The following is a 20,050-nucleotide window of genomic DNA, read 5'->3' on the forward strand; positions in this document are numbered from 1 at the left end:
ATTACCGCATAAATGCCCTTCCGGCGTTCCGATCTTGCCGACCTTTCGTATTTCCTCGCCATCGCGCGGCATCGCAATTTCCGCAAGGCAGCGACCGAACTGGGCGTCAGCGCCTCGGCGCTCAGCCATTCGCTGCGCGGGCTGGAGGAGCGGCTCAAGGTCCGGCTCGTCAACCGCACCAACCGCTCGGTCACGCTGACGGCGGCGGGCGAAGACCTGCAGGCCGCGATCCGCGACCCCTTCGCCGCGATCCACGAAGCCGAGGATCTGCTCAACCTCCACCGCGATGCCCCCACCGGCCGCGTGCGCCTCAACGTCCCGGACGAGGCGGCGATGCGGATGCTGGCGCCGGTGCTGCCCGAATTCGTCACGCGCTACCCCGACGTGGAACTCGATATCAGTGTGGACAACACGATGGTGGACGTGATCGAGGCGGGCTTCGACGCAGGGATACGCTTCGGCGGCACCGTGCCCGAGGACATGATCGCCCAGCGCCTCTCACCCGATTTCCGCTGGGTGGTGGCCGGCGCGCCCGCCTACTTCGCAAAGCACGGCGAGCCGCAGCATCCCGACGACCTCATGCGTCATCAGTGCATCCGTCTGCGCCTCGGTAACGGGCGTATGTACAATTGGGATTTCGACCGGGGCGAGGAGTCTCTCGCGCTGGCGGTGCCCGGCGGCATCATCGTCGACAACGGCAGCGTCAGCCGCGCACTGGCCCTGAGCGGCATGGGGCTGATGTACGCGGCGGAACCGGCCATCGCTCCGCTGCTGGCCGACGGTTCATTGCGCGCGGTGCTGCAGGAGTGGGCCTCGCCGGGGCCGGGCTACTTCATCTATTATTCCAGCCGGCGCCAGGTGCCGAGGGGCCTTCGCCTGCTGATCGACCTGATCCGCGAGATGAAGCCGCTGGGGTGAGCAGACCCTTCGACAAGCTCAGGGTGAGCGGAATTGGTGCAAACCTTCCAATCCGCTCAGGCTGAGCTTGTCGAAGCCCTATCGGGAAAGACTGCGCCCACCTCAATAATCCTCGGTGTCGATCGAAGCGTTCATGGTCGGCGAATAGCGGTGACCGCTGACCGTCTGCTGGTTGATGATCTCTCCGGCACGCGCGATCACCTCCGGCGCGATGTCCAGCGTCATCGTCCCGTGGTTCTGGTCGAAGTGCGCGATCGAACGGGTGCCGGGGATCGCATGCAGGTGCTCGCCCTGCGCCAGTACCCAGGCCAGCGACAGCTGCGCAGGCGTCGCCCCGGCTTCTGCGGCGAGGGCGGCAAGCTGCTCGATCAGCGCGAGGTTGGCGGGCCAGTGCTCTGCCGAGAAGCGCGGCATGCTAAGGCGGATGTCCTTGCCGCCGAGTTGCTCGGGCGCGGTGATCTCACCGCACAGCGCGCCGCGCCCGACCGGGGAGAACGCGACCAGCGCGATGCCGAGCTCACGCGTGGTGTCCAGCACGCCCAGCTCGACGTTGCGGGTCCAGAGCGAGTATTCGGTCTGGACCGCCGCCATCGGGTGCACCGCGTGCGCCTCGCGGATATGCGCGCTCGACCATTCGGAGACGCCGTAGGAGCCGATCTTGCCTGCCTCGATCAGCCGGGCCATCGCGCCGACCGAATCCGCGATCGGCGTGTCGCGGTCGAGCCGGTGCATGTAGAACAGGTCGACATGGTCGGTGCCCAGCCGCTTGAGGCTGGCATCGATAGAGGCGGCGATGCTCTCCGGGCGGCAGTCGGTGCCGCGACGCTCGCCTTCGAGCACGATGCCGGTCTTGGTGGCGAGGAAGAATTCGTCGCGCCGATCCATGATCGCCTCGCGCAGGGTCTCCTCGCTGACGCCCATGCCGTAGATATTCGCGGTGTCGAAATGGTCGCAACCGGCGTCCAGGGCATGGCGGAACAGCGAAACCGCATCCGCGCGGTCGGGCGCCTCGCCGTAGGCCCAGGCGATGTTCATGCAACCGAGGCCGATGGCGGCGACTTCGCGGCCGGCGAGAAGGCGTTTGGTCATGGGGTATCCTGTATTCGGGGGAACCGCAGAGGTCGGCCAAATTGCCTGGCCAGTCAAGCGCGTGGGACGCAGCGAGCTTGCAGAGATTGCATGTGAATATATGCAACTAAGTCGCAATAGCGATGGACATGATGAACTTGTGCCTTATCTAACCCGCTGACGACATTGTATGAGCGAAGGAGGTCTCGAAGCCATGGAAACCCGCCGCGAATCCGACAGCATCGGTGAAATCGACGTACCCGCCAGCGCCTACTGGGGCGCGCAGACCCAGCGCTCGATCGAGAACTTCCCCTTCGGCGAGACCGAACGCATGCCGATCGCCATCGTCCATGCCCTGGCGCTGGTGAAGCAGGCGGCGGCGCGGGTGAATCGCAAGCACGGGCTCGACGCGAAAGTGGCCGACGCCATAGAGAGCGCCGCGCAGGAAGTCGTCTCGGGCAAGCTCGACGACCAGTTCCCGCTGGTGATCTGGCAGACCGGCTCGGGCACGCAGTCCAACATGAACGTCAACGAGGTGATCGCGGGCCGCGCCAACGAGATCCTGACCGGTACGCGCGGCGGCAAGTCGCCGGTCCATCCCAACGACCATGTGAACATGGGCCAGTCCTCGAACGACAGCTTCCCCACCGCGCTTCATGTGGCGGCGGCGCGCGCGGCGAACGACAAGCTCTACCCCGCGCTGGCGCAGCTCCATTCCTCGCTTCAGGCCAAGTCGGAAGCGTGGAAGGACATCGTCAAGATCGGCCGCACGCACCTGCAGGACGCGACGCCAGTGACGCTGGGGCAGGAATTCTCCGGCTACGTCCAGCAGCTTCACCTTGCGCGCGGCCGCATCGAACCGGCCGTCTCGGGCGAAGTGAGCGCGCTGGCGCAGGGCGGTACGGCGGTCGGCACCGGGCTGAACGCGGTGCCGGGCTTCGACGTCGACGTGGCGGCCGAACTGGCGAGTCTCACCGGCCTTCCGTTCCGCACTGCCGAGAACAAGTTCGAGGCGCTCGCTTCCAACGATCCGCTGGTGCACTTGTCCTCTACGCTGGCGACGCTGGCGGTGGCGCTGACCAAGATCGCCAACGACGTGCGCTGGCTGGGCTCGGGCCCGCGTTCGGGCCTTGGCGAACTGGACCTGCCTGCGAATGAGCCGGGCAGCTCGATCATGCCGGGCAAGGTCAACCCGACCCAGTGCGAGATGCTGACGATGGTTTCCGCGCAAGTCATCGGCAATCATCAGGCGGCGACCATCGGCGGCCTGCAGGGCGCGTTCGAACTCAACGTGTTCAAGCCGCTGATCGGCGCGGCGGTGATCCGCTCGATCGACCTGCTTTCGGTCGGCATGGTCAGCTTCGCCGAACGCTGCGTCGACGGCATCGAGCCGAACCGTGCGCGGATCGCTGAACTGCTCGACCGCTCGCTGATGCTGGTGACCGCGCTGGCGCCCGAGATCGGCTACGACAACGCCGCCAAGATCGCCAAGCACGCGCATGCCGAAGGCCAGACGCTCAAGCAGGCGGCGCTGGAACTGGGGCTGGTGGACGAAGCGACGTTCGACCGCGTGGTGCGCCCCGAAACGATGGTGTGAGCGGCGGGGACTTCGACAAGCTCAGCCTGAGCGGAATTTGGAAGTTCTCTCTCCACCCGCTCAGGCTGAGCCTGTCGAAGCCCCGTTGATACAGAACCCCGCTCTCATTTTTGCAACGATCCGTTCCGATCATTGCGTTTGATCGCGCAGGTCTGGCAAGGCAGTTAGGACCCGGGTGCGGGGCGTGGACTTTGACGGTCGCGCGGCGCACCTTCCTGACCCTTCCGACCGCGCGAGACCATGGCCGAACACCCCGCCAATTCCCCACGTCCTGAAGTACCGCAGGGCGAAGCGGAGATCGCCGCCGCGGCTGCCGCGCGCGCCTTGCCGATCCTGCCCGAGTGCGCCCCGGGTGTCGCCGCCAATCTTGTGCTGCTGGCGCGCCATGCCCGCACGATGCGCGGCGAACCGGCATGAGGTCGATCGCGCAAACCGCCGCTGCCGTGCGCGCCGGGACGCTCAGCGCCCGCGCCATGGTGGAAGAAGCGCTGATCGCCCTGATCGCCGACGAGCATGTAGCCGTCACCCGCGTCCTGCACGACCGTGCCCGTGCCGAGGCCGACGCGGTCGATGCGATGGTGGCTGCCGGGCGCGATCCGGGGCCGCTGGCGGGCGTGCTCTACGGCGTGAAGGACCTGTTCGACCTCGCAGGGCTGCCGACCACGGCAGGCTCCACGATCTACGTCGACGCCGCCCCCGCCACGTCCGACGCCGAGGCAGTGGCCAGTCTCAAGGCTGCGGGCGCGATCTGCCTCGCCACTCTCAACATGGACGAGTTCGCCTACGGCTTCGCGACGATCAACGCGGCTTACGGCACGACCCGCAATCCTCACGATCCCTCCCGCCTCGCAGGCGGTTCCTCGGGCGGCTCGGCTGCGGTCGTCGCGGCCGGGCTGCTCGCTTTCGCGCTGGGATCGGACACCAACGGCTCGATCCGCGTGCCCGCCAGCTTGTGCGGTCTCTATGGCCTGAAGCCCACGCATGAGGGCCTGCCGCTGGGCGGCGTGTTCCCCTTCGCCGAGAGCTTCGACGACATCGGCCCCTTCACCCGCTCGGTGGAGGATATGGCGCTGGTCTGGCAGGTGCTCGCAGCGCGCGAGCCCGCAAGCCGCGGCGAGTTTCGCATCGCCCGCCTCGGCGGCCGTTTCCGCGAGAACGCGCAAGGCGAGCAGCTTGCCGCCATCGATGCCATCGCCCCCGATGCACCGCTGATCGAACTGCCCGAGATTGCTCGCGCGCGCTCTGCCGCCTTCATCATCACCGCCTATGAGGGCGGCACGCTTCACCGCCAGGCGCTGGCGGTGAATGCGATGGGTTTCGACCCGCAGGTCCGCGACCGCCTGCTGGCCGGTGCCCTGCTGCCCGATGCGCTTTACGAGGAGGCGCAGGCATTCCGCGCCGAATATCGCGCCCGGATCGCGGCGCTGGTGGCCGATTACGATGTGCTGCTCGCCCCCGCGACGCCGACTTTCGCGCCGCCGATCGCCGATCCGCGCATCTTGATTGACGGCGCGCTGTCTCCGGCGCGAGCGGATCTGGGCATTCATACCCAGCCGATCACCTTCACGGCATTGCCGTCGCTGGCGGTTCCGCTCTACCGGCCGGGCATGCTGCCGATCGGCCTGCAACTGATCGGCGGACCAGGGCGAGAGCCCGACCTGTTCGCCTTCGCCGCCATGCTCGAAGCGAACGGGACGATTGGATTTTCCATGCCGCTGGGGGCGGCGCGTATTATTGATTTTACGCCGCCTGTGGCGGCGAGGGGGTAACAGGCGTGACGCAGACCGCAACCACCATCGATGCACCGGAGGTCGTGCCTTCGGGCAAACTGGACCGCTACTTTGCGCTGACCGCACGCGGCACCACCGCGCGCACCGAAGTGCTGGCGGGCATGACCACGTTCCTGACGATGGCCTATATCGTGCTCGTCAATCCCGCGATCCTGGGCAGCGCGGGGATGCCGGTCGCCTCGGTGGCGGCGGCGACGTGCTTTGCGGCGGCCTTCGCCTCGATCCTGATGGGCTTCGTGGCCAACACCCCGCTGGCGCTGGCGCCGGGCATGGGGCTGAATGCCTACTTCAGCTTCACCGTCGTGCAGCAGATGGGCGTACCCTGGCCAGTGGCGCTGGGCTGCGTGTTCATTTCGGGCGTCGCTTTCCTGCTGCTGACGCTGACGGGCATCCGCCAGCTGATCGTCACCTCGATCCCGCAGTACCTCTTCGCGGCGGTGGCGGGCGGCATCGGTCTGTTCATCGGCTTCATCGGCCTGAAGGATTCCGGCATCGTCGTTGCCAACCCGGCGACGTTCGTGGCGCTTGGCGACCTGAAGGCGCCCGGAGCGGCGCTGGCGCTGTTCGGCCTGCTGGTCATCGGCGCGTTGTCGGTGTGGAACGTGCGCGGGGCGATGCTGATCGGCATCCTTGCCACCACCGTGGTCGGCTGGATCGCGGGCATGGTCTCGATCAGCCCCGAGCCTTACTCGCTCTCCGCGCTGACCGGGACCGCGTTCCAGCTCGATCTTGCGGGCGTCTTCGGGCTTTCCGGCAAGCATGGCCTCGGCCTGCTGGAAATCCTGTTCGTCTTCCTCTTCGTCGACCTGTTCGACAATATCGGCACCCTCGTCGCCGTCACCAAGCGCGCCGGGCTGATGGACGCGGCGGGCCGCATTCCGGGCCTCAATCGCATCCTCGTGACCGACGCTGTCGCCACGATGGTCGGCTCGATGGCGGGCACCAGCACCGTCACCAGCTATGTCGAGAGCGCCGCGGGCGTGCAAGTGGGCGGGCGCACCGGCCTGACCTCGGTGGTGACCGGCGTCCTGTTCCTGGCAATGATGTTCGTCGCGCCTTACGCGCAGGTGATCCCGCTGGCCGCCACCGCGCCCGCGCTCATCATCGTCGGCGGCCTGATGCTGCTGCCGCTGACCGAAGTGGAATGGGAGGACCCGCTGGCGGCGATCCCCGCGTTCCTGACGGTGGCGATGATCCCGCTGACGTTTTCGATCGCCAATGGGCTTGCCTTCGGCATCACCGCCCACGCCGTGCTCAAGATCGTACGCGGGACGATCACGAAGAAGGACGGCTTCCTGCTGGTGCTGGCGCTGCTGTTCGTCGCCCGCTTCGTGTGGATGGGCGGCGCCTGATGCGCGCCGTCATCGCCTCGGCTCTTGCCCTCGTCGCCCCGTGCCTCGCTTCGCCTGCGCTGGCGGACGAGCGGCTGGACCTCACCCCCCGTACCTTGGTGATGACGGCCTATCAGCCCGAATGGAACGCGCTGGTCCATGCCGTGAGCGAGCAGAAGGAACATAGCCTCAACGGGTCGACTTACCTGACCGGTACGCTGGAGGGCAAACCGGTGCTGCTGATGCAGAGCGGCGTGTCGATGGTGAACGCGGCGATGAACACCCAGCTGGTGATCGACCGCTTCACCGTAAAGCGCATCGTCTTTTCGGGCATCGCGGGCGGTGTCGATCCGTCACTGACGATCGGCGACGTCATCGTGGCCGAGGACTGGGGCCAGTATCTGGAAGTCAACTTCGCGCGCAAGGCAGGCCGCAAGGGCTGGAAATCGCCTGAGGCCGTCTCGCCCGAGGCACCGGGCAACTGGAACTTCATCTTCCCGCGCGGGGTTACGGTGCCCAATGCCGCTACCCCGTCGAAGCGGTTCTTCACCTTCGCTATGGACCCGGCATTGCTGGATTTGGCCCGCAAAGTCGCGCCGACGATCGCGATGGAACGCTGCGTACCGCCTTCGGAGCACCAGCTTCCCGGCAGCGAACTGTGTCTCGCCAAGCCGCCCAAGGTCGTCGTGGGCGGCACGGGCGTCAGCGCCGGGGTCTATGCCGACAATGCCGAGTTCCGCGAATATCTCTACAAGGCCTGGCACGCCCGCGTGCTCGACATGGAGAGCGGGGCGGTGGCCCAAGTCGCCTATGCCAACCAGGTGCCGACAATCGTGTTCCGATCCTTGTCGGACCTTGCGGGCGGCGACAAGCACAAGAACATGGAGGACACTTACGAGCGCCTCGCCTCGGTGAACTCCGCCCACGTGGTGCGCGCCTTCGTGGCGGCGCTTCCGGACTGAGGGACTGCCAATGAAGACCGTGACCGCCAGCAACGGCATCGCCACCGCGCCGCACTTCCTCGCCGCGCAGGCGGGCCGCGACGTGCTTGCCGACGGCGGCAGTGCGGTGGAGGCGTGCGTCGCCATCGCCGCGACGCTGGCCGTCGTCTATCCGCACATGACCGCGATTGGCGGCGACGGCTTCTGGGTGATCCGCGAGCCGGACGGGACCGTCCACTCCATCCACGGCTGCGGCGGCGCGGCGGCGACGGCCGACCTGTCGCTCTATGCCGGGCTGGAGACGGTGCCGACGCGCGGGCCTCTGGCGGCGAATACGGTGGCAGGCACGATCTCGGGCTGGGCGGCGGCGCTGGAGGCGGAGTACTGCACCTTGCCGCTTGAGCGGCTACTGCGCGATGGGATCGCCCATGCCGAGAACGGCGTGACGGTGACGAAGGGCGGCGCGGCCATCGCGGCGGGGAAGCGCGACGAACTGCGCGGCCAGCCCGGCGCCTACGCCGCGACCTTCGAGCCCGCTGGCCGCCCGCTGGCCGAGGGCGACACGCTGCGCCTGCCTGCGCTGGCCGCGACGCTGCGCAAGCTAGCCGCGAACGGGCTGCAGGACTTCTACACCGGCGAACTGGCCGCTCTGATCGCCGCTGATCTGGAGGCGCTCGGCAGCCCGGTCTCCGCCGCCGACCTCGCCGCGCACACGGCGACCCGGCCGGACCCGCTGCATACCGCGATCGGCAGTGCGACGCTCTACAACGCGACGCCGCCGACGCAGGGCTTTGCCTCGCTGCTGATCCTGGCGCTGTTCGACCGGCTCAAAGCGGATGCCCCCGAAGGCTTCGACCACGTCCATGGCCTTGTCGAGGCGACCAAGCAGGCGTTCCTGCTGCGCGACGTGCATGTCGGCGATCCGGCGTACACGGACTTCGACTTTCAGGCGCTGCTCTCCGACCCCGCCGCGCTGGACGACCTCGCCGCGCGGATCGACCCGGCCAAGGCGCTGGAATGGCCGCAGCCGCCGCAGTGGGGCGATACCTGCTGGTTCGGCGCCGCCGATGCCGAGGGCCGCGTGGTGTCGTGCATCCAGTCGACGTACTTCGAGTTCGGTTCGGGCCTCGTGCTGCCGCAGACCGGTATCACCTGGCAGAACCGGGGCAGCTCGTTCCGGCTGGCGGAGAGCGGCTGGAATGCCCTGAAGCCCGGACGCAAGCCGTTCCATACGCTCAACCCGGCACTGGCGGTGTTCGAGGACGGGCGCGTCATGGCCTATGGCACGATGGGCGGCGAGGGCCAGCCGCAGACGCAGGCGGCGCTGTTCACGCGCTATGCCCGCTTCGGCATGGACCTGCAGGACGCCATCAGCGCCCCGCGCTGGCTGCTCGGCCGGACCTGGGGGGACGTCACGACCTCGCTCAAGCTGGAGGATGGTTTTGACGAAGCGCTCTATGCGCAGCTGACCGATGCCGGCCACGACGTCGAGCGCGTCGGGGGGCTGACCGCGACTATGGGGCATGCGGGCGCCGTGGTGCGCCTTTCCGACGGTTCGTTCGAGGGCGCCTCCGACCCCCGCAGCGATGGCGAGGCGGCGGGATGGTGAGCCACATCCCCAGCGGCGCTCGTGCCGTCGCGCGGTGCGACGAACTGCGCGTCGCGCCTTACAGCGACATGGAAGGCGGCCTGTTCCGCGCCTACCTCACCCCGGCTTATGCCGCCGCACAGGAGCAAGTGGCCCGGTGGATGGAGGCCGCAGGCATGCGCGTCCATGTCGACGCCGCCGCCAATCTGGTGGGCCGCTATGACGGCCACCTCGGCCATGCCCCGGCGCTGGTGATCGGCAGCCACCTCGATTCCGTCCGCGACGGCGGGCCTTATGACGGCCCGCTGGGCATCATGCTCGGTATCGAGGCGGTCGCCGCGCTCCATGCCGAAGGGCGCCGTCTGCCGTTCCCGATCGAGGTCTATGCCTTCGGGGACGAGGAAGGATCGCGCTTCCCCGCCGCGATGCTGACCAGCCGGGCGGTGGCCGGGACGCTCGATGCCGCCGCGCTCGATATCACGGATACGGCGGGCGTGACGCTGGCCGAGGCGCTGGTCACCACGTCCGACTATCTCACTGCCGCCCGCGCGGCCGATACCACGCTGGCCTACCTTGAGGCGCATATCGAGCAGGGGCCCGTGTTGGAGGCGGACGGCCTCGCGGTCGGCACGGTCACTGGCATCGCCGCGCAGTTGCGCTACCGCGTCACCGTCAAGGGCATGGCCGGGCACGCGGGCACCGCGACGATGCGCCTGCGCCGCGATGCGCTGGCGGGGGCGGCGGCGATGGTGCTGGCGGTGGAGCAGATCGCCCGCGCGGACAACTCCGATGTCGTTGCCACCGTGGGCGTGCTGGAGGCGCTGCCGGGCGCGCCCAACGTCATCCCCGGCGAAGTGCGCTTCACCATCGACGTACGCTCGAGCGCGGAAGAACGGCGCGACGCGGTGGCCGAGGCGATCCTCGCGCGGATCGGGGAAATCGCCGAGGCGCGGGCGCTGGAACTGGCCGTCAGCCTGATCCACGACCTTGCCGCCAGCCCCAGCGCCCCCGCGCTGATGGACCTGATGGACGATGCGCTGGCCGCCGCCGGGCAGCCGGTGCGCCGCCTCGTTTCGGGCGCAGGGCACGATGCCATGAACATGGCCGCGCTGTGCCCCACTGTCATGCTGTTCATCCGGTGCCGCGAAGGCATCAGCCACAATCCGGCCGAGCATGTCGAGCCTGCCGATGCGGAGATCGCGTTGCGGGTAATGCTCGGTTTCATAGTCCGCCTTGGAGATTCCTTTGTCGCTTGATCCGCAGCTCTTTGGAGAAATCGACCCGCCCCAGCGCCTGCTGATGGGTCCGGGGCCGATCAATGCCCACCCGCGCGTGCTGCGGGCGATGAGCGCCGACCTGCTCGGCCAGTTCGATCCCGAGATGACCGGGTTCATGAATCAGGTCATGGCGCTCTACCGCCCGATCTTCGGGACGCAGAACAAGTGGACGATGCTGGTCGACGGCACCGCCCGCGCCGGGATCGAGGCGGCGCTGGTCAGCCTCGTCGCGCCGGGCGACGTGGTGCTGGTGGTCAACTTCGGCCGTTTCGGCCTGCTGCTGACCGAGATTCTCCAGCGCATCGGCGCGATCATCGAGACGGTCGAGGCGCCCTGGGGCGAAGTCGTGCCGATGGAGCGCATCGCCGAGGCCATCGCGCGTTGCCATCCCAAGATCGTGGCGACCATCCACGGCGACACCTCGACGACGATGGCGCAGCCGCTCGAAGGCTTCGGCGAATTGTGCCGTCAGGCGGGTGCGCTGTCCTATGTCGATGCCACGGCGACGATCGGCGGCATGGAACTGGCGGCGGATCGCTGGGACGTCGATATCGTCACGGGCGGTCTGCAGAAGTGCCTCGGCGGTCCCTCGGGCTCGGCCCCGATCACGATCTCCGACCGCGCCGCCGAGCACATCGGCAAGCGCCGTCATGTCGAGCAGGGCATCCGCAGCGCCGGTACGGTCGATGGCGCCGGGCCGCGCATCGGCTCGAACTACTTCGACCTCGCGATGATCATGGACTACTGGTCCGAGAAGCGCTTGAACCATCACACCGAAGCGACTTCGATGCTCTACGCCGCCCGCGAATGCGCGCGCATCGCGCTGGGCGAGGGGCTTGAGGCGCGCTATGCCCGCCATGCCTCGGCGGGCCGGGCGATGACGGCGGGCCTGCGCGCGATGGGCCTGACGGTGTTCGGCGACGACCGCTATCGCATGACCAACGTGACCGGCGTGTACATACCCGAAGGCGTCGATGGCGAAGCCGTGCGAGGCGCCATGCGCGAGCTGTTCGAGATCGAGATCGGCACCGCTTTCGGTCCCTTGCAGGGCAAGATCTGGCGCATCGGTGCGATGGGTTACAACGCGATGAAGCACAAGGTGCTGCTGACGCTGGCGGCGCTGGAATCGTGTCTGGTGATGCAGGGCTTCGCGCTGCCGATGGGCGCGGCGGTTCCGGCGGCCATCGCGGCGTGGGAGGCATGAGGATGGGCGTGCAGCATGGGCTTCGACAAGCTCAGCCTGAGCGGAATTTCTCAATGCCGCTTACCCTTTCTCCGCTCGTCCTGAGCTTGTCGAAGGACCACAGTGCCACGGTGCATCCATGACGCGCGACCTCATCGGCTACGGCCAGACTCCGCCCGACCCGCAGTGGCCGAACGGTGCGCGCGTGGCGGTGCAGTTCGTCGTCAATTACGAGGAAGGCGCCGAGAACTCGGTGCTGAACGGCGACAAGGGCTCAGAGGCGTTCCTGTCCGAAATGGTCGGCGCGGGCAGTCACCCGGACCGGGCGATGGCGATGGAGAGCCTCTACGAATACGGCAGCCGCGCCGGGTTCTGGCGCCTCCACCGCCTGTTCACCGAGCGCGGGCTGCCCGTCACGGTCTTCGGCGTAGCCAAGGCCATGGAAATGAACCCCGAGGCGGTCGCGGCGATGCTTGCGGCCGACTGGGAGATCGCCAGCCACGGCCTGCGCTGGATCGACTACCAGTACCAGCCCGAGGCGGTTGAGCGCGCCCACATCGCCGAGGCCATCGCACTCCACGAAAAGCTCACCGGCCAGCGCCCGCTCGGCTGGTATCAGGGCCGGACCTCGCCCAATACCGCGCGGCTGGTGGCCGAAGAGGGCGGGTTCCTCTACGATGCCGACAGCTACGCCGACGACCTGCCCTACTGGGACACCCGGTACGGCAAACCGCAGCTGATCGTACCCTACACCCTCGACGTCAACGACATGAAGATCGTCGCGCTCAACGGCTTCACCGAGGGCGAGCAGTTCTTCCGCCACATGCGCGACACTTTCGACCAGCTGCGCGAGGAGGGCGGGCGGATGATGTCGATCGGCCTCCACGCCCGCATCGCCGGCAAGCCGGGGCGCGCGCGGTGGCTGGCGCGGTTCCTCGATCATGTCACCGCCAGCGGCGACGCCTGGGTGGCGCGGCGCATCGATATCGCGCGGCACTGGATGGAGGTGCATCCTCATGCGGATTGATGACCCCGTGCTTCTCGCCGAAGTCACCCACGCCTTCCACGCCTACGAGACGGCGCTGATGGCGGACGACATCCCGGCGATGGACGCGCTGTTCCACGATGCGCCCACCACCAATCGCTACGGCGTGGGCGAAGTGCTCTATGGCATCGAGGCAATCCGCGAATTCCGCAAGGGACGCGGCGGGTCTCCGCAGCGCAAGCTGGGGAAGGTCGCGATCACCGTTTACGGCGATACTTTCGCCACCGCCGATGCCGAATTCTTCCGCGAAGGCTCCGCCCCTGAAGCTGCTGGCCGCCGGGGGCGCCAGACGCAATCGTGGGTGCGCTTCGCAGACGGCTGGAAGGTCGTTTCCGCTCACGTCAGCCTTGAGGGGAGCACATCGTGACCGCGCTGTTCGAACACAGCCCCTGGGTGGAAGAGCGCGCCGACGCGCGGCCGTCTTCCGGCGATCGTCATGCCGATCTGATGGCGGTCCTGTATGCCGCCAGCCCGGACGAGCAACTCGCGCTGATCCGCGCCCACCCGGAACTGGCGGGCAAGGCCGCGATCGACCGCACCCTGACCGAGGCCAGCACCGCCGAGCAGGCCAGCGCCGGGCTCGACCGCCTGACCCCTGAGGAATACGCCGAGTTCCACCGCCTGAACGCCGCTTACCGCGCAGCGTTCGACTTCCCTTTCATCATCTGCGTGCGCCTGACCGACAAGGCTGGTATCCTCGCCGCGATGGAGCGCCGCCTCGCGAACGACCGCGAGACCGAAGTGGCGACCGCGCTGGAGCAGATCGGCGAAATCGTCCGCCTGCGCCTGGAAGACATGACATGACTGACAAGATCGGCCTTCCTGCGCTCGAGGCGCAGCTCGCCCGAGAGCTGGAGTTGATCGGCTTCGCTCGCCCCGAATGGGTGCGTAGGCGCGCGGTCGAGGGCGCACCGGTGCTCGATGTCGCGGTGATCGGTGGGGGGCAGTGCGGCCTCTCCGCCGCATTGGGCCTGAGGCGCGAAGGCGTGATCAACGTGCGCGTCTTCGACGAAAACGAAGCCGGGTTCGAAGGGCCCTGGGAAACGTATGCGCGCATGGTCACGCTGCGCACGCCCAAGCATCTGAACCCGATCGATTTCGGCGTGCCCTCGCTGACCTACCGCGCCTGGTGGGAAGCGCAGCACGGCGCGGCGGGCTGGCAGGCGGTCGACAAGATCGCGCGCGGCGACTGGATGGAGTATCTGCGCTGGTATCGCCGCGTGCTCGACCTGCCGGTGGAGAACGGTGCGAAGCTCCAGCGGATCGAGCCGGTCACGGCGCATGGCGTGCATTGCCTGCACTTCGCTGACGGCAGCGTGGCGCTGGCGCGCAAGGTGGTGCTGGCCACCGGCATCCAGGGCGGCGGCGAATGGCACACCCCGGCGATGGTGCGCGACAACCTGCCCCGGCACTTGTGGGCGCACACCAGCGAGCCGATCGACTTCGCGGCACTGCACGGCAAACGCATCGGCGTGCTGGGCGGCGGCGCCTCCGCGTTCGACAACGCCAACTTCGCCCTGACGCAGGGTGTGGCGGCGGCGGAAGTGTTCATGCGCCGCAAGGAACTGCCCCGCATCAACCCGATCCGCTTCATGGAGCGCGTCGGCTTCACCGCTCGCTACCCGGCGCTGGACGATCAGACCAAATACGCGGCAATGGACGCTTTCCTCGGTCACAACCAGCCGCCGACGAACGACACCTTCGAGCGTGCGGCGGCATGGCCCGGCTTTGCCCTGCACCTCGGCGCGCCTTGGCTGGACGTGAAGGAACATGACGGGTTGGTGCGCGTCACGACGCCGCACGGGCATCACGACTTCGACTTCGTTGTCGTCTCCACCGGCCTCCTCAGCGATCCCGGCCTGCGTCCAGAACTGGCGGACGTGGCCGACCTCATCGCCCGCTGGTCCGATCGCGTTACGCCTCCGGGCAAGCCCAATGCGCTCATCGATGCTCACCCCTATCTCGGCACCGCTTTCGAATTCCTGCCGCGCGATGGAGTGGACGGCGCGCCGCTGCACGGATTGTTCGCGTTCAACTATTCGGCGCTGGTGAGCCTGGGGCTCTCCGCCTCGGCACTGTCGGGCCTGCACAATGCGCTGCCCCGGCTGGTCAAGGGCGTGGCCGACCAACTCTTCCTCGACGACCGGGAGGCTCTGGTGGCCGACTTTCTCGATTATGACGAGCACGAATTCCTCGGCCAGTGGCCGCGTGAGGAGGAGACGGTCACATGAGCAGTCTGTCCACGCACGTCCTCGATACGACACACGGCGCTCCCGCGACGGGGATTTCCCTGTGTCTCGAAACCGGGTCGGGCACGATCCTGTTCACCGGCGAGACCAATGCCGACGGCCGCTGCCCGGGGCTCCCGGCGCTGCCGACCGGCACGTATCGCCTGACTTTCGCGGTGGCCGCCTATTTCCGGGGCAAGGGGATCAAGCTGCCCGAGCCGCCGTTCCTTGACCATGTCTCGATCGATTTCGGCATTGCCGACCCCGATGCGCATTACCACGTACCGCTGCTGGTCTCGCCTTTCGGCTACTCGACCTACCGGGGCAGCTGACGTGCCGGTGCGCTTCCTTCTTGATGGCGAAGTGGTCGAACTGGACGCGGTCGATCCGACCGCGACGGTGCTCGATCATCTGCGCTACACGATGCGGCGCACCGGAACCAAGGAAGGTTGCGCCGAGGGAGACTGCGGTGCCTGCACGGTGCTGGTCGGCGCGCTGGAAGGCGAGGGCGTGGCATGGCGCGCGGTCAATTCCTGCATCCAGTTCCTGCCGATGCTGGACGGCAAGGCGGTTATGACCGTCGAAAGCCTCAAGGACGATACCGGCACGCTCAATGCCTTGCAGGAGACGATGGCCTGCAACGGAAGTTCGCAGTGCGGCTTCTGCACGCCGGGATTCGTCATGTCGCTGCACGGCCGCACCATCGGCGCGCGCGGCTGCGATCTGCCGGTAGAGGATGTGATCGCGGGCAACTTGTGCCGCTGCACCGGCTATGGTCCGATCATCGAGGCCGGGGAAAGTGCCGGATCTTGCGAGCAGGACGATACGAGGGTGATCGCCGCGCTCAAGGCGCTGGAGGGCAGCGCTTCGGGCGAGTGGCGGGGCCGCCGCTGGTTCGCGCCGCGCACCTGCGATGAACTCGCTGCATTGCTGGCCGAACATCCCGACGCGCGTTTGGTGGCCGGGGCTACCGACGTGGGCCTGTGGGTCACCAAGGGCCTGCGCGATCTGGGCACCGTGATCTTCCTCGGCGGCATCGCCGAACTCGCGGCGATCGAAGAAAGCGACGATGCGCTGACCCTCGGTGCGGGCGTGCGTTACGCCGATGCGCATGCGGCGATGGCTCGATTGCACCCGGACCTCGGCGAACTCGTGCGCCGCATCGGGGGGCTTCAGGTACGCAACGCGGGGACCATAGGGGGCAATATCGCCAACGGTTCGCCGATCGGCGATGGCCCTCCGGCGCTCATTGCGCTTGGTGCCGAACTTACGCTGCGCAGCATGGCGGGGCGGCGGACGATGGCGCTGGAGGACTACTTCCTCGCTTACGGCAAGCAGGATCGGCAGCCTGGCGAGTTCGTCGAATCCGTGCGTATCCCGCGCCCTCCGGCGGATGCGGTGATCCTGATTTCCAAGCTCTCGCGCCGGTTCGACAGCGACATCTCGGCGGTCTGCGGCGCCTTCGCGCTGCGTGTAGAGGACGGCGTGATCGAAGAGGCGCGCGCCGCGTTCGGCGGCATGGCGGCGACTCCGAAGCGGGCCGGTACGTGCGAGGCCGCGCTGATCGGCCAGCCTTTTGCCGAAGCCACGTTCGCTGCCGCTGCCGAAGCGCTGAAAGCGGACTTCGAACCGCTGACCGACGTGCGCGGCTCCTCCGCCTACCGCGTCGAGGCCGCTGCGAACTTGCTACGTCGTCTCTGGCTGCGCTCTCAGGGTGTCGCGACTTCCGTGCTGGAGGCTGTCGATGGCTGAGCGCGATCCCGCCTGGAAGGTGCTGCCCAAGCCCTCGCACCCGCACGACAGCGCGCGGCTCCATGTCGCGGGCGAGGCGCGCTATGCGGACGATCTGACCGAACCTGCGGACATGCTGCACCTCGCCTTCGGCCAGTCGAGCGAGGCGCGCGCGCGGATCGTCTCGATGGACTTGTCCGAGGTGCGTGCGTCTCCCGGCGTCGTCGCAGTCTATACTGCCGCCGACATTCCCGGCGCGAACGACGTCAGCCCGGTAGCGGGCGACGACCGGCTGCTCGCCGATGGGGAAGTCATCACCCACGGGCAGGCGGTGTTCCTCGTGGCCGCGACCAGCCAGCGCGCGGCCCGCATCGCCGCGCGTCTCGGCCGCATCGCGTACGAACCGCTCCCAGCCGCGCTCACGGTCGCCGAGGCGCAGGCTGCCGGATCGCACATCGAGCCCGCGCAGCGCATGGCCCGGGGCGATGCTCCTGCCGCGCTGGACGCCGCGCCGCACCGCCTTTCGGGCCGCTTCGCCATGGGCGGGCAGGATCACTTCTACCTTGAGGGCCAGGTCTCGGTCGCGACGCCGGGCGAGGACGGGCAGGTCCACGTCCTGTGCTCCACCCAGCACCCGAGCGAGGTCCAGCACCTCGTCGCGCACATGTTGCACGTATCGTCCGCCGACGTGACGGTGGAGGTGCGGCGCATGGGCGGCGCGTTCGGCGGCAAGGAGACGCAGGCCGCGCTGTTCGCCGCCGCCGCCGCGCTCGTTGCCAGCAAGACCGGTCGCCCCGCCAAGTTCCGCGTCGATCGCGACGACGACATGGTCATGACCGGCAAGCGCCATCCCTTCGATGTCGCCTACGAGGTCGGCTTCGACGACGCGGGCCGTCTGCTGGCGCTGTCGCTGCACCTTGCCTCGGCGTGCGGGGCGACGGTGGACTTGTCCCCGGCGATCAACGACCGCGCGATGTTCCATTCGGACAACTGCTACTTCCTGCCCGACGTCGAAGTCGTGTCCGAGCGTTTGAAGACCAACACCGTCTCGGCCACCGCCTTCCGCGGCTTCGGTGGGCCGCAGGGCATGCTGGCGATCGAGCGCGTGATCGACGACGTGGCGATGGCGCTGGGCCGCGACCCGCTCGATGTGCGGGTGCTGAACCTCTACGGTCCGGGGCGCGAGACGACCCCTTACGCGATGACGGTCGCCGACAACGTCGCGCCGCAGATCATCGCCCGGCTGCGAACGACTTCGCGCTACGACGAGCGGGTGAAGGCCGTGGAAGCGTTCAACGCCGCCAATCCCGTTCTCAAGAAGGGCATCGCGCTGACGCCGGTGAAGTTCGGCATCAGCTTCACCACGACCCATCTCAACCAGGCGGGCGCGCTCGTACACGTTTACGCCGACGGTTCGATCCAGGTGAACCACGGCGGCACCGAGATGGGGCAGGGCCTCTACACCAAGGTCGCGCGGGTGGTGGCCGACGTTTTCGCGGTGCCGATGGAGACCATCCGCATCACCGCGACCCGCACCGACAAGGTGCCCAATACCTCGGCCACGGCGGCCAGTTCCGGCGCGGACCTCAATGGCATGGCGGCGCACAACGCGGCGATGACGATCCGCGACCGGCTGACGGACTTCCTCGCCCGCACTTACAGCTTGGAAGAAGGCGAGGTGCACTTCACCCCCGGCGGCGTGATCGTCGGCGCGGAGACGCTGGATTTCGCGCAAGTCGCGCGCAAGGCGCATATCGGGCGCGTGTCGCTGTCCTCGACCGGCTATTATGCGACGCCGGGGATCGAATACGATCGCTCGGTCTTCAAGGGGCGCCCTTTCTACTACTTCGCCTATGGGGCGGCGGTGAGCGAGGTCGTTATCGATACGCTGACCGGCGAGCATAAGGTGCTGGCCGTCGACATCATCCACGACGTCGGCCGATCGCTGAACCCGGTGATCGACAAGGGCCAGATCGAGGGCGGCTTCATCCAGGGGCAGGGCTGGCTGACGACCGAGGAACTGGTCTGGGACGACAAGGGCCGCCTGCTGACGCACAGCCCCGCGACGTACAAGATCCCCACCGCCTCCGACCGGCCCAGGCATTTCACCGTGACCTTGTGGGACGGCGAGAACGTCGAGCCGACCATCAACCGTTCCAAGGCGGTGGGCGAGCCGCCGTTCATGCTGGCGATCTCGGTTTTCTCAGCGCTGAACCGCGCCGTTGCCGCGACCGTGCCCGGCAAGCGCGCGTTGCCGCTGCTCGATGCGCCCTGTACGCCTGAGCGTATCCTCAAGGCGATCGCGGCGTTTTCGGCATGACGCAGTGGATCGGCTGGCTGCGGCGGCTGGACCGGACGGTCCCGACCGCGATGGTGTCCGTGCTTGCCAGCGAGGGCTCGGCCCCGCGCGGGGCGGGCACGCGGATGCTCGTTACTGCGCAGGGACAGGAAGGGACCATCGGCGGCGGCCAGTTGGAATACCGCGCGGTCGAGCAGGCGCGCGCGATCCTCGATCATGCGCCGGGCACGTGGCGGGTGCAGGATTACCCGCTCGGCCCGCTGCTGGGGCAATGCTGCGGCGGCCGGGTGCGGGTACTGGTGGAGCATCTCGACACCGGGGCGCTCGACTGGCTGCATGACGCCGAGCCCGGCCGGATGCTGGCGACCCGCTTTGCCGAGCACGCCGTGGAACGCCGTGTGTTCGAGCGCGAGACGGCCACCCGCCAGTCTGCGCGCGGCGGCAGGCCCGAAGTCGGCGCTCGCATTGTAGAGCCGGTCGGCGAGCGTCCGCGCCCGGTCTATCTGTTCGGTGCGGGCCATGTCGGGCAGGCCATCGCTCGTCACATGACCGGATTGCCGCTGCAACTCGCGTGGTTCGACACCCGGCCCGAGCAGGCGCATATCGACGGTGTGACGCTGGTGGCCGAGGACGACATCGCGCACTGCGTCGCCGAGGCTCCGGCCGACGCGGCCATGCTGATCCTGACGCACGACCATCCGCTGGACTATCACCTGACGCTGGCGGCGCTGGGGCGTGCCGAGTTGCCGGCGTTCGTCGGCCTCATCGGCTCATCCACCAAGATCGCCCGTTTCCGGTCGCGACTGACGGCGGACGGCATTTCACCGGAGGCACTGGACCGCCTCACCGCGCCGATCGGCGTGCCCGGCGTCGCCGGCAAGGAGCCGGACGTGATCGCCATCGCGGTCTGCGCGCAGCTGCTGCAATTGAGAGGAAAATGATGAATATCGATCGTCGTCCCGGACGTGATCCGGGACCGGTGGCAGTCCTTGGGCGCGAAGCATCGGCAAGGCGCCTGGCCGAAAAGTGGGCTGTTCACGGCCAGCGGTCCCGG

At 68.0% G+C, this 20,050-nt stretch carries 18 protein-coding genes; 17 read left to right on the plus strand and 1 reads right to left on the minus strand.

Going from position 1 to position 20,050, the window contains the following annotated elements; translation table 11 throughout:
- The first annotated feature begins 12 nt into the window (after positions 1 to 12).
- Entirely contained in the window at positions 13 to 918 is a 906-nt protein-coding gene (locus tag ACYPYD_RS18880) for a LysR family transcriptional regulator (RefSeq protein ID WP_008832257.1), read from the plus strand.
- 102 nt (positions 919 to 1,020) lie between these two features.
- On the opposite strand, the gene ACYPYD_RS18885 is transcribed toward ACYPYD_RS18880, so the two are convergent.
- Entirely contained in the window at positions 1,021 to 2,007 is a 987-nt protein-coding gene (locus ACYPYD_RS18885; protein WP_008832256.1) for an aldo/keto reductase, read from the minus strand.
- A 193-nt stretch (positions 2,008 to 2,200) separates the two neighbouring features.
- On the opposite strand from ACYPYD_RS18885, the gene fumC reads away from it, so the two are divergent.
- The 16 genes from fumC (at position 2,201) to xdhC (ending at position 19,937) form a co-directional block, all read left to right on the plus strand.
- Positions 2,201 to 3,583: a class II fumarate hydratase gene (gene fumC, locus ACYPYD_RS18890; protein WP_459664812.1), complete on the plus strand. Its 1,383-nt coding sequence runs from the start codon at positions 2,201 to 2,203 to the stop codon at positions 3,581 to 3,583.
- Positions 3,584 to 3,823: 240 nt separating this feature from the next.
- A complete protein-coding gene (locus tag ACYPYD_RS18895) occupies positions 3,824 to 4,000 on the plus strand; it encodes a hypothetical protein (RefSeq protein WP_459664814.1) in 177 nt (58 codons plus the stop codon).
- On the plus strand, positions 3,997 to 5,352 hold the full coding sequence (locus ACYPYD_RS18900) for an AtzE family amidohydrolase (protein ID WP_459664816.1): 1,356 nt from the start codon (positions 3,997 to 3,999) through the stop codon (positions 5,350 to 5,352). Before ACYPYD_RS18895 ends, ACYPYD_RS18900 begins: the two co-directional genes overlap by 4 nt.
- A gap of 5 nt (positions 5,353 to 5,357) precedes the next feature.
- Complete coding sequence (locus ACYPYD_RS18905) at positions 5,358 to 6,725, plus strand: NCS2 family permease (protein WP_459664818.1); 1,368 nt, start codon at positions 5,358 to 5,360, stop codon at positions 6,723 to 6,725.
- The gene (locus tag ACYPYD_RS18910) at positions 6,725 to 7,666 is read left to right on the plus strand and encodes a 5'-methylthioadenosine/S-adenosylhomocysteine nucleosidase (RefSeq protein ID WP_036523236.1); all 942 of its coding nucleotides are present in this window, start codon (positions 6,725 to 6,727) and stop codon (positions 7,664 to 7,666) included. The genes ACYPYD_RS18905 and ACYPYD_RS18910 overlap by 1 nt, the downstream gene beginning before the upstream one ends.
- Positions 7,667 to 7,676: 10 nt before the next feature.
- Entirely contained in the window at positions 7,677 to 9,254 is a 1,578-nt protein-coding gene (locus tag ACYPYD_RS18915) for a gamma-glutamyltransferase family protein (RefSeq protein ID WP_459664820.1), read from the plus strand.
- Entirely contained in the window at positions 9,248 to 10,489 is a 1,242-nt protein-coding gene (locus tag ACYPYD_RS18920; RefSeq protein WP_459664822.1) for an allantoate amidohydrolase, read from the plus strand. The genes ACYPYD_RS18915 and ACYPYD_RS18920 overlap by 7 nt, the downstream gene beginning before the upstream one ends.
- A gap of 43 nt (positions 10,490 to 10,532) precedes the next feature.
- On the plus strand, positions 10,533 to 11,714 hold the full coding sequence (locus tag ACYPYD_RS18925; protein ID WP_459664836.1) for a pyridoxal-phosphate-dependent aminotransferase family protein: 1,182 nt from the start codon (positions 10,533 to 10,535) through the stop codon (positions 11,712 to 11,714).
- Positions 11,715 to 11,832: 118 nt separating this feature from the next.
- A complete protein-coding gene (puuE, locus tag ACYPYD_RS18930; RefSeq protein ID WP_459664823.1) occupies positions 11,833 to 12,720 on the plus strand; it encodes an allantoinase PuuE in 888 nt (295 codons plus the stop codon).
- Positions 12,710 to 13,105, plus strand: coding sequence for an oxalurate catabolism protein HpxZ (hpxZ, locus tag ACYPYD_RS18935; protein ID WP_459664825.1), 396 nt, complete (start codon positions 12,710 to 12,712; stop codon positions 13,103 to 13,105). Before puuE ends, hpxZ begins: the two co-directional genes overlap by 11 nt.
- Positions 13,102 to 13,542 (plus strand): 2-oxo-4-hydroxy-4-carboxy-5-ureidoimidazoline decarboxylase, encoded by a 441-nt coding sequence (uraD, locus tag ACYPYD_RS18940; RefSeq protein WP_459664826.1) that lies wholly within the window; start codon positions 13,102 to 13,104, stop codon positions 13,540 to 13,542. The genes hpxZ and uraD overlap by 4 nt, the downstream gene beginning before the upstream one ends.
- Positions 13,539 to 14,969 (plus strand): FAD/NAD(P)-binding protein, encoded by a 1,431-nt coding sequence (locus ACYPYD_RS18945; RefSeq protein WP_459664828.1) that lies wholly within the window; start codon positions 13,539 to 13,541, stop codon positions 14,967 to 14,969. The genes uraD and ACYPYD_RS18945 overlap by 4 nt, the downstream gene beginning before the upstream one ends.
- Positions 14,966 to 15,298 carry a hydroxyisourate hydrolase gene (gene uraH / locus ACYPYD_RS18950; RefSeq protein ID WP_008832244.1) on the plus strand — a complete coding sequence of 111 codons (333 nt, stop codon included), beginning with the start codon at positions 14,966 to 14,968 and terminating at the stop codon, positions 15,296 to 15,298. The genes ACYPYD_RS18945 and uraH overlap by 4 nt, the downstream gene beginning before the upstream one ends.
- Before the next feature lie 7 nt (positions 15,299 to 15,305).
- Positions 15,306 to 16,718: a xanthine dehydrogenase small subunit gene (gene xdhA / locus ACYPYD_RS18955; RefSeq protein WP_459664830.1), complete on the plus strand. Its 1,413-nt coding sequence runs from the start codon at positions 15,306 to 15,308 to the stop codon at positions 16,716 to 16,718.
- Positions 16,711 to 19,017, plus strand: a complete 2,307-nt coding sequence (gene xdhB / locus ACYPYD_RS18960; protein WP_459664832.1) for a xanthine dehydrogenase molybdopterin binding subunit — start codon at positions 16,711 to 16,713, stop codon at positions 19,015 to 19,017. The genes xdhA and xdhB overlap by 8 nt, the downstream gene beginning before the upstream one ends.
- A complete protein-coding gene (xdhC, locus tag ACYPYD_RS18965) occupies positions 19,014 to 19,937 on the plus strand; it encodes a xanthine dehydrogenase accessory protein XdhC (protein WP_459664834.1) in 924 nt (307 codons plus the stop codon). Before xdhB ends, xdhC begins: the two co-directional genes overlap by 4 nt.
- The last annotated feature ends 113 nt before the right edge of the window (positions 19,938 to 20,050 follow it).

This window comes from Novosphingobium sp. 11B (assembly GCF_054589055.1).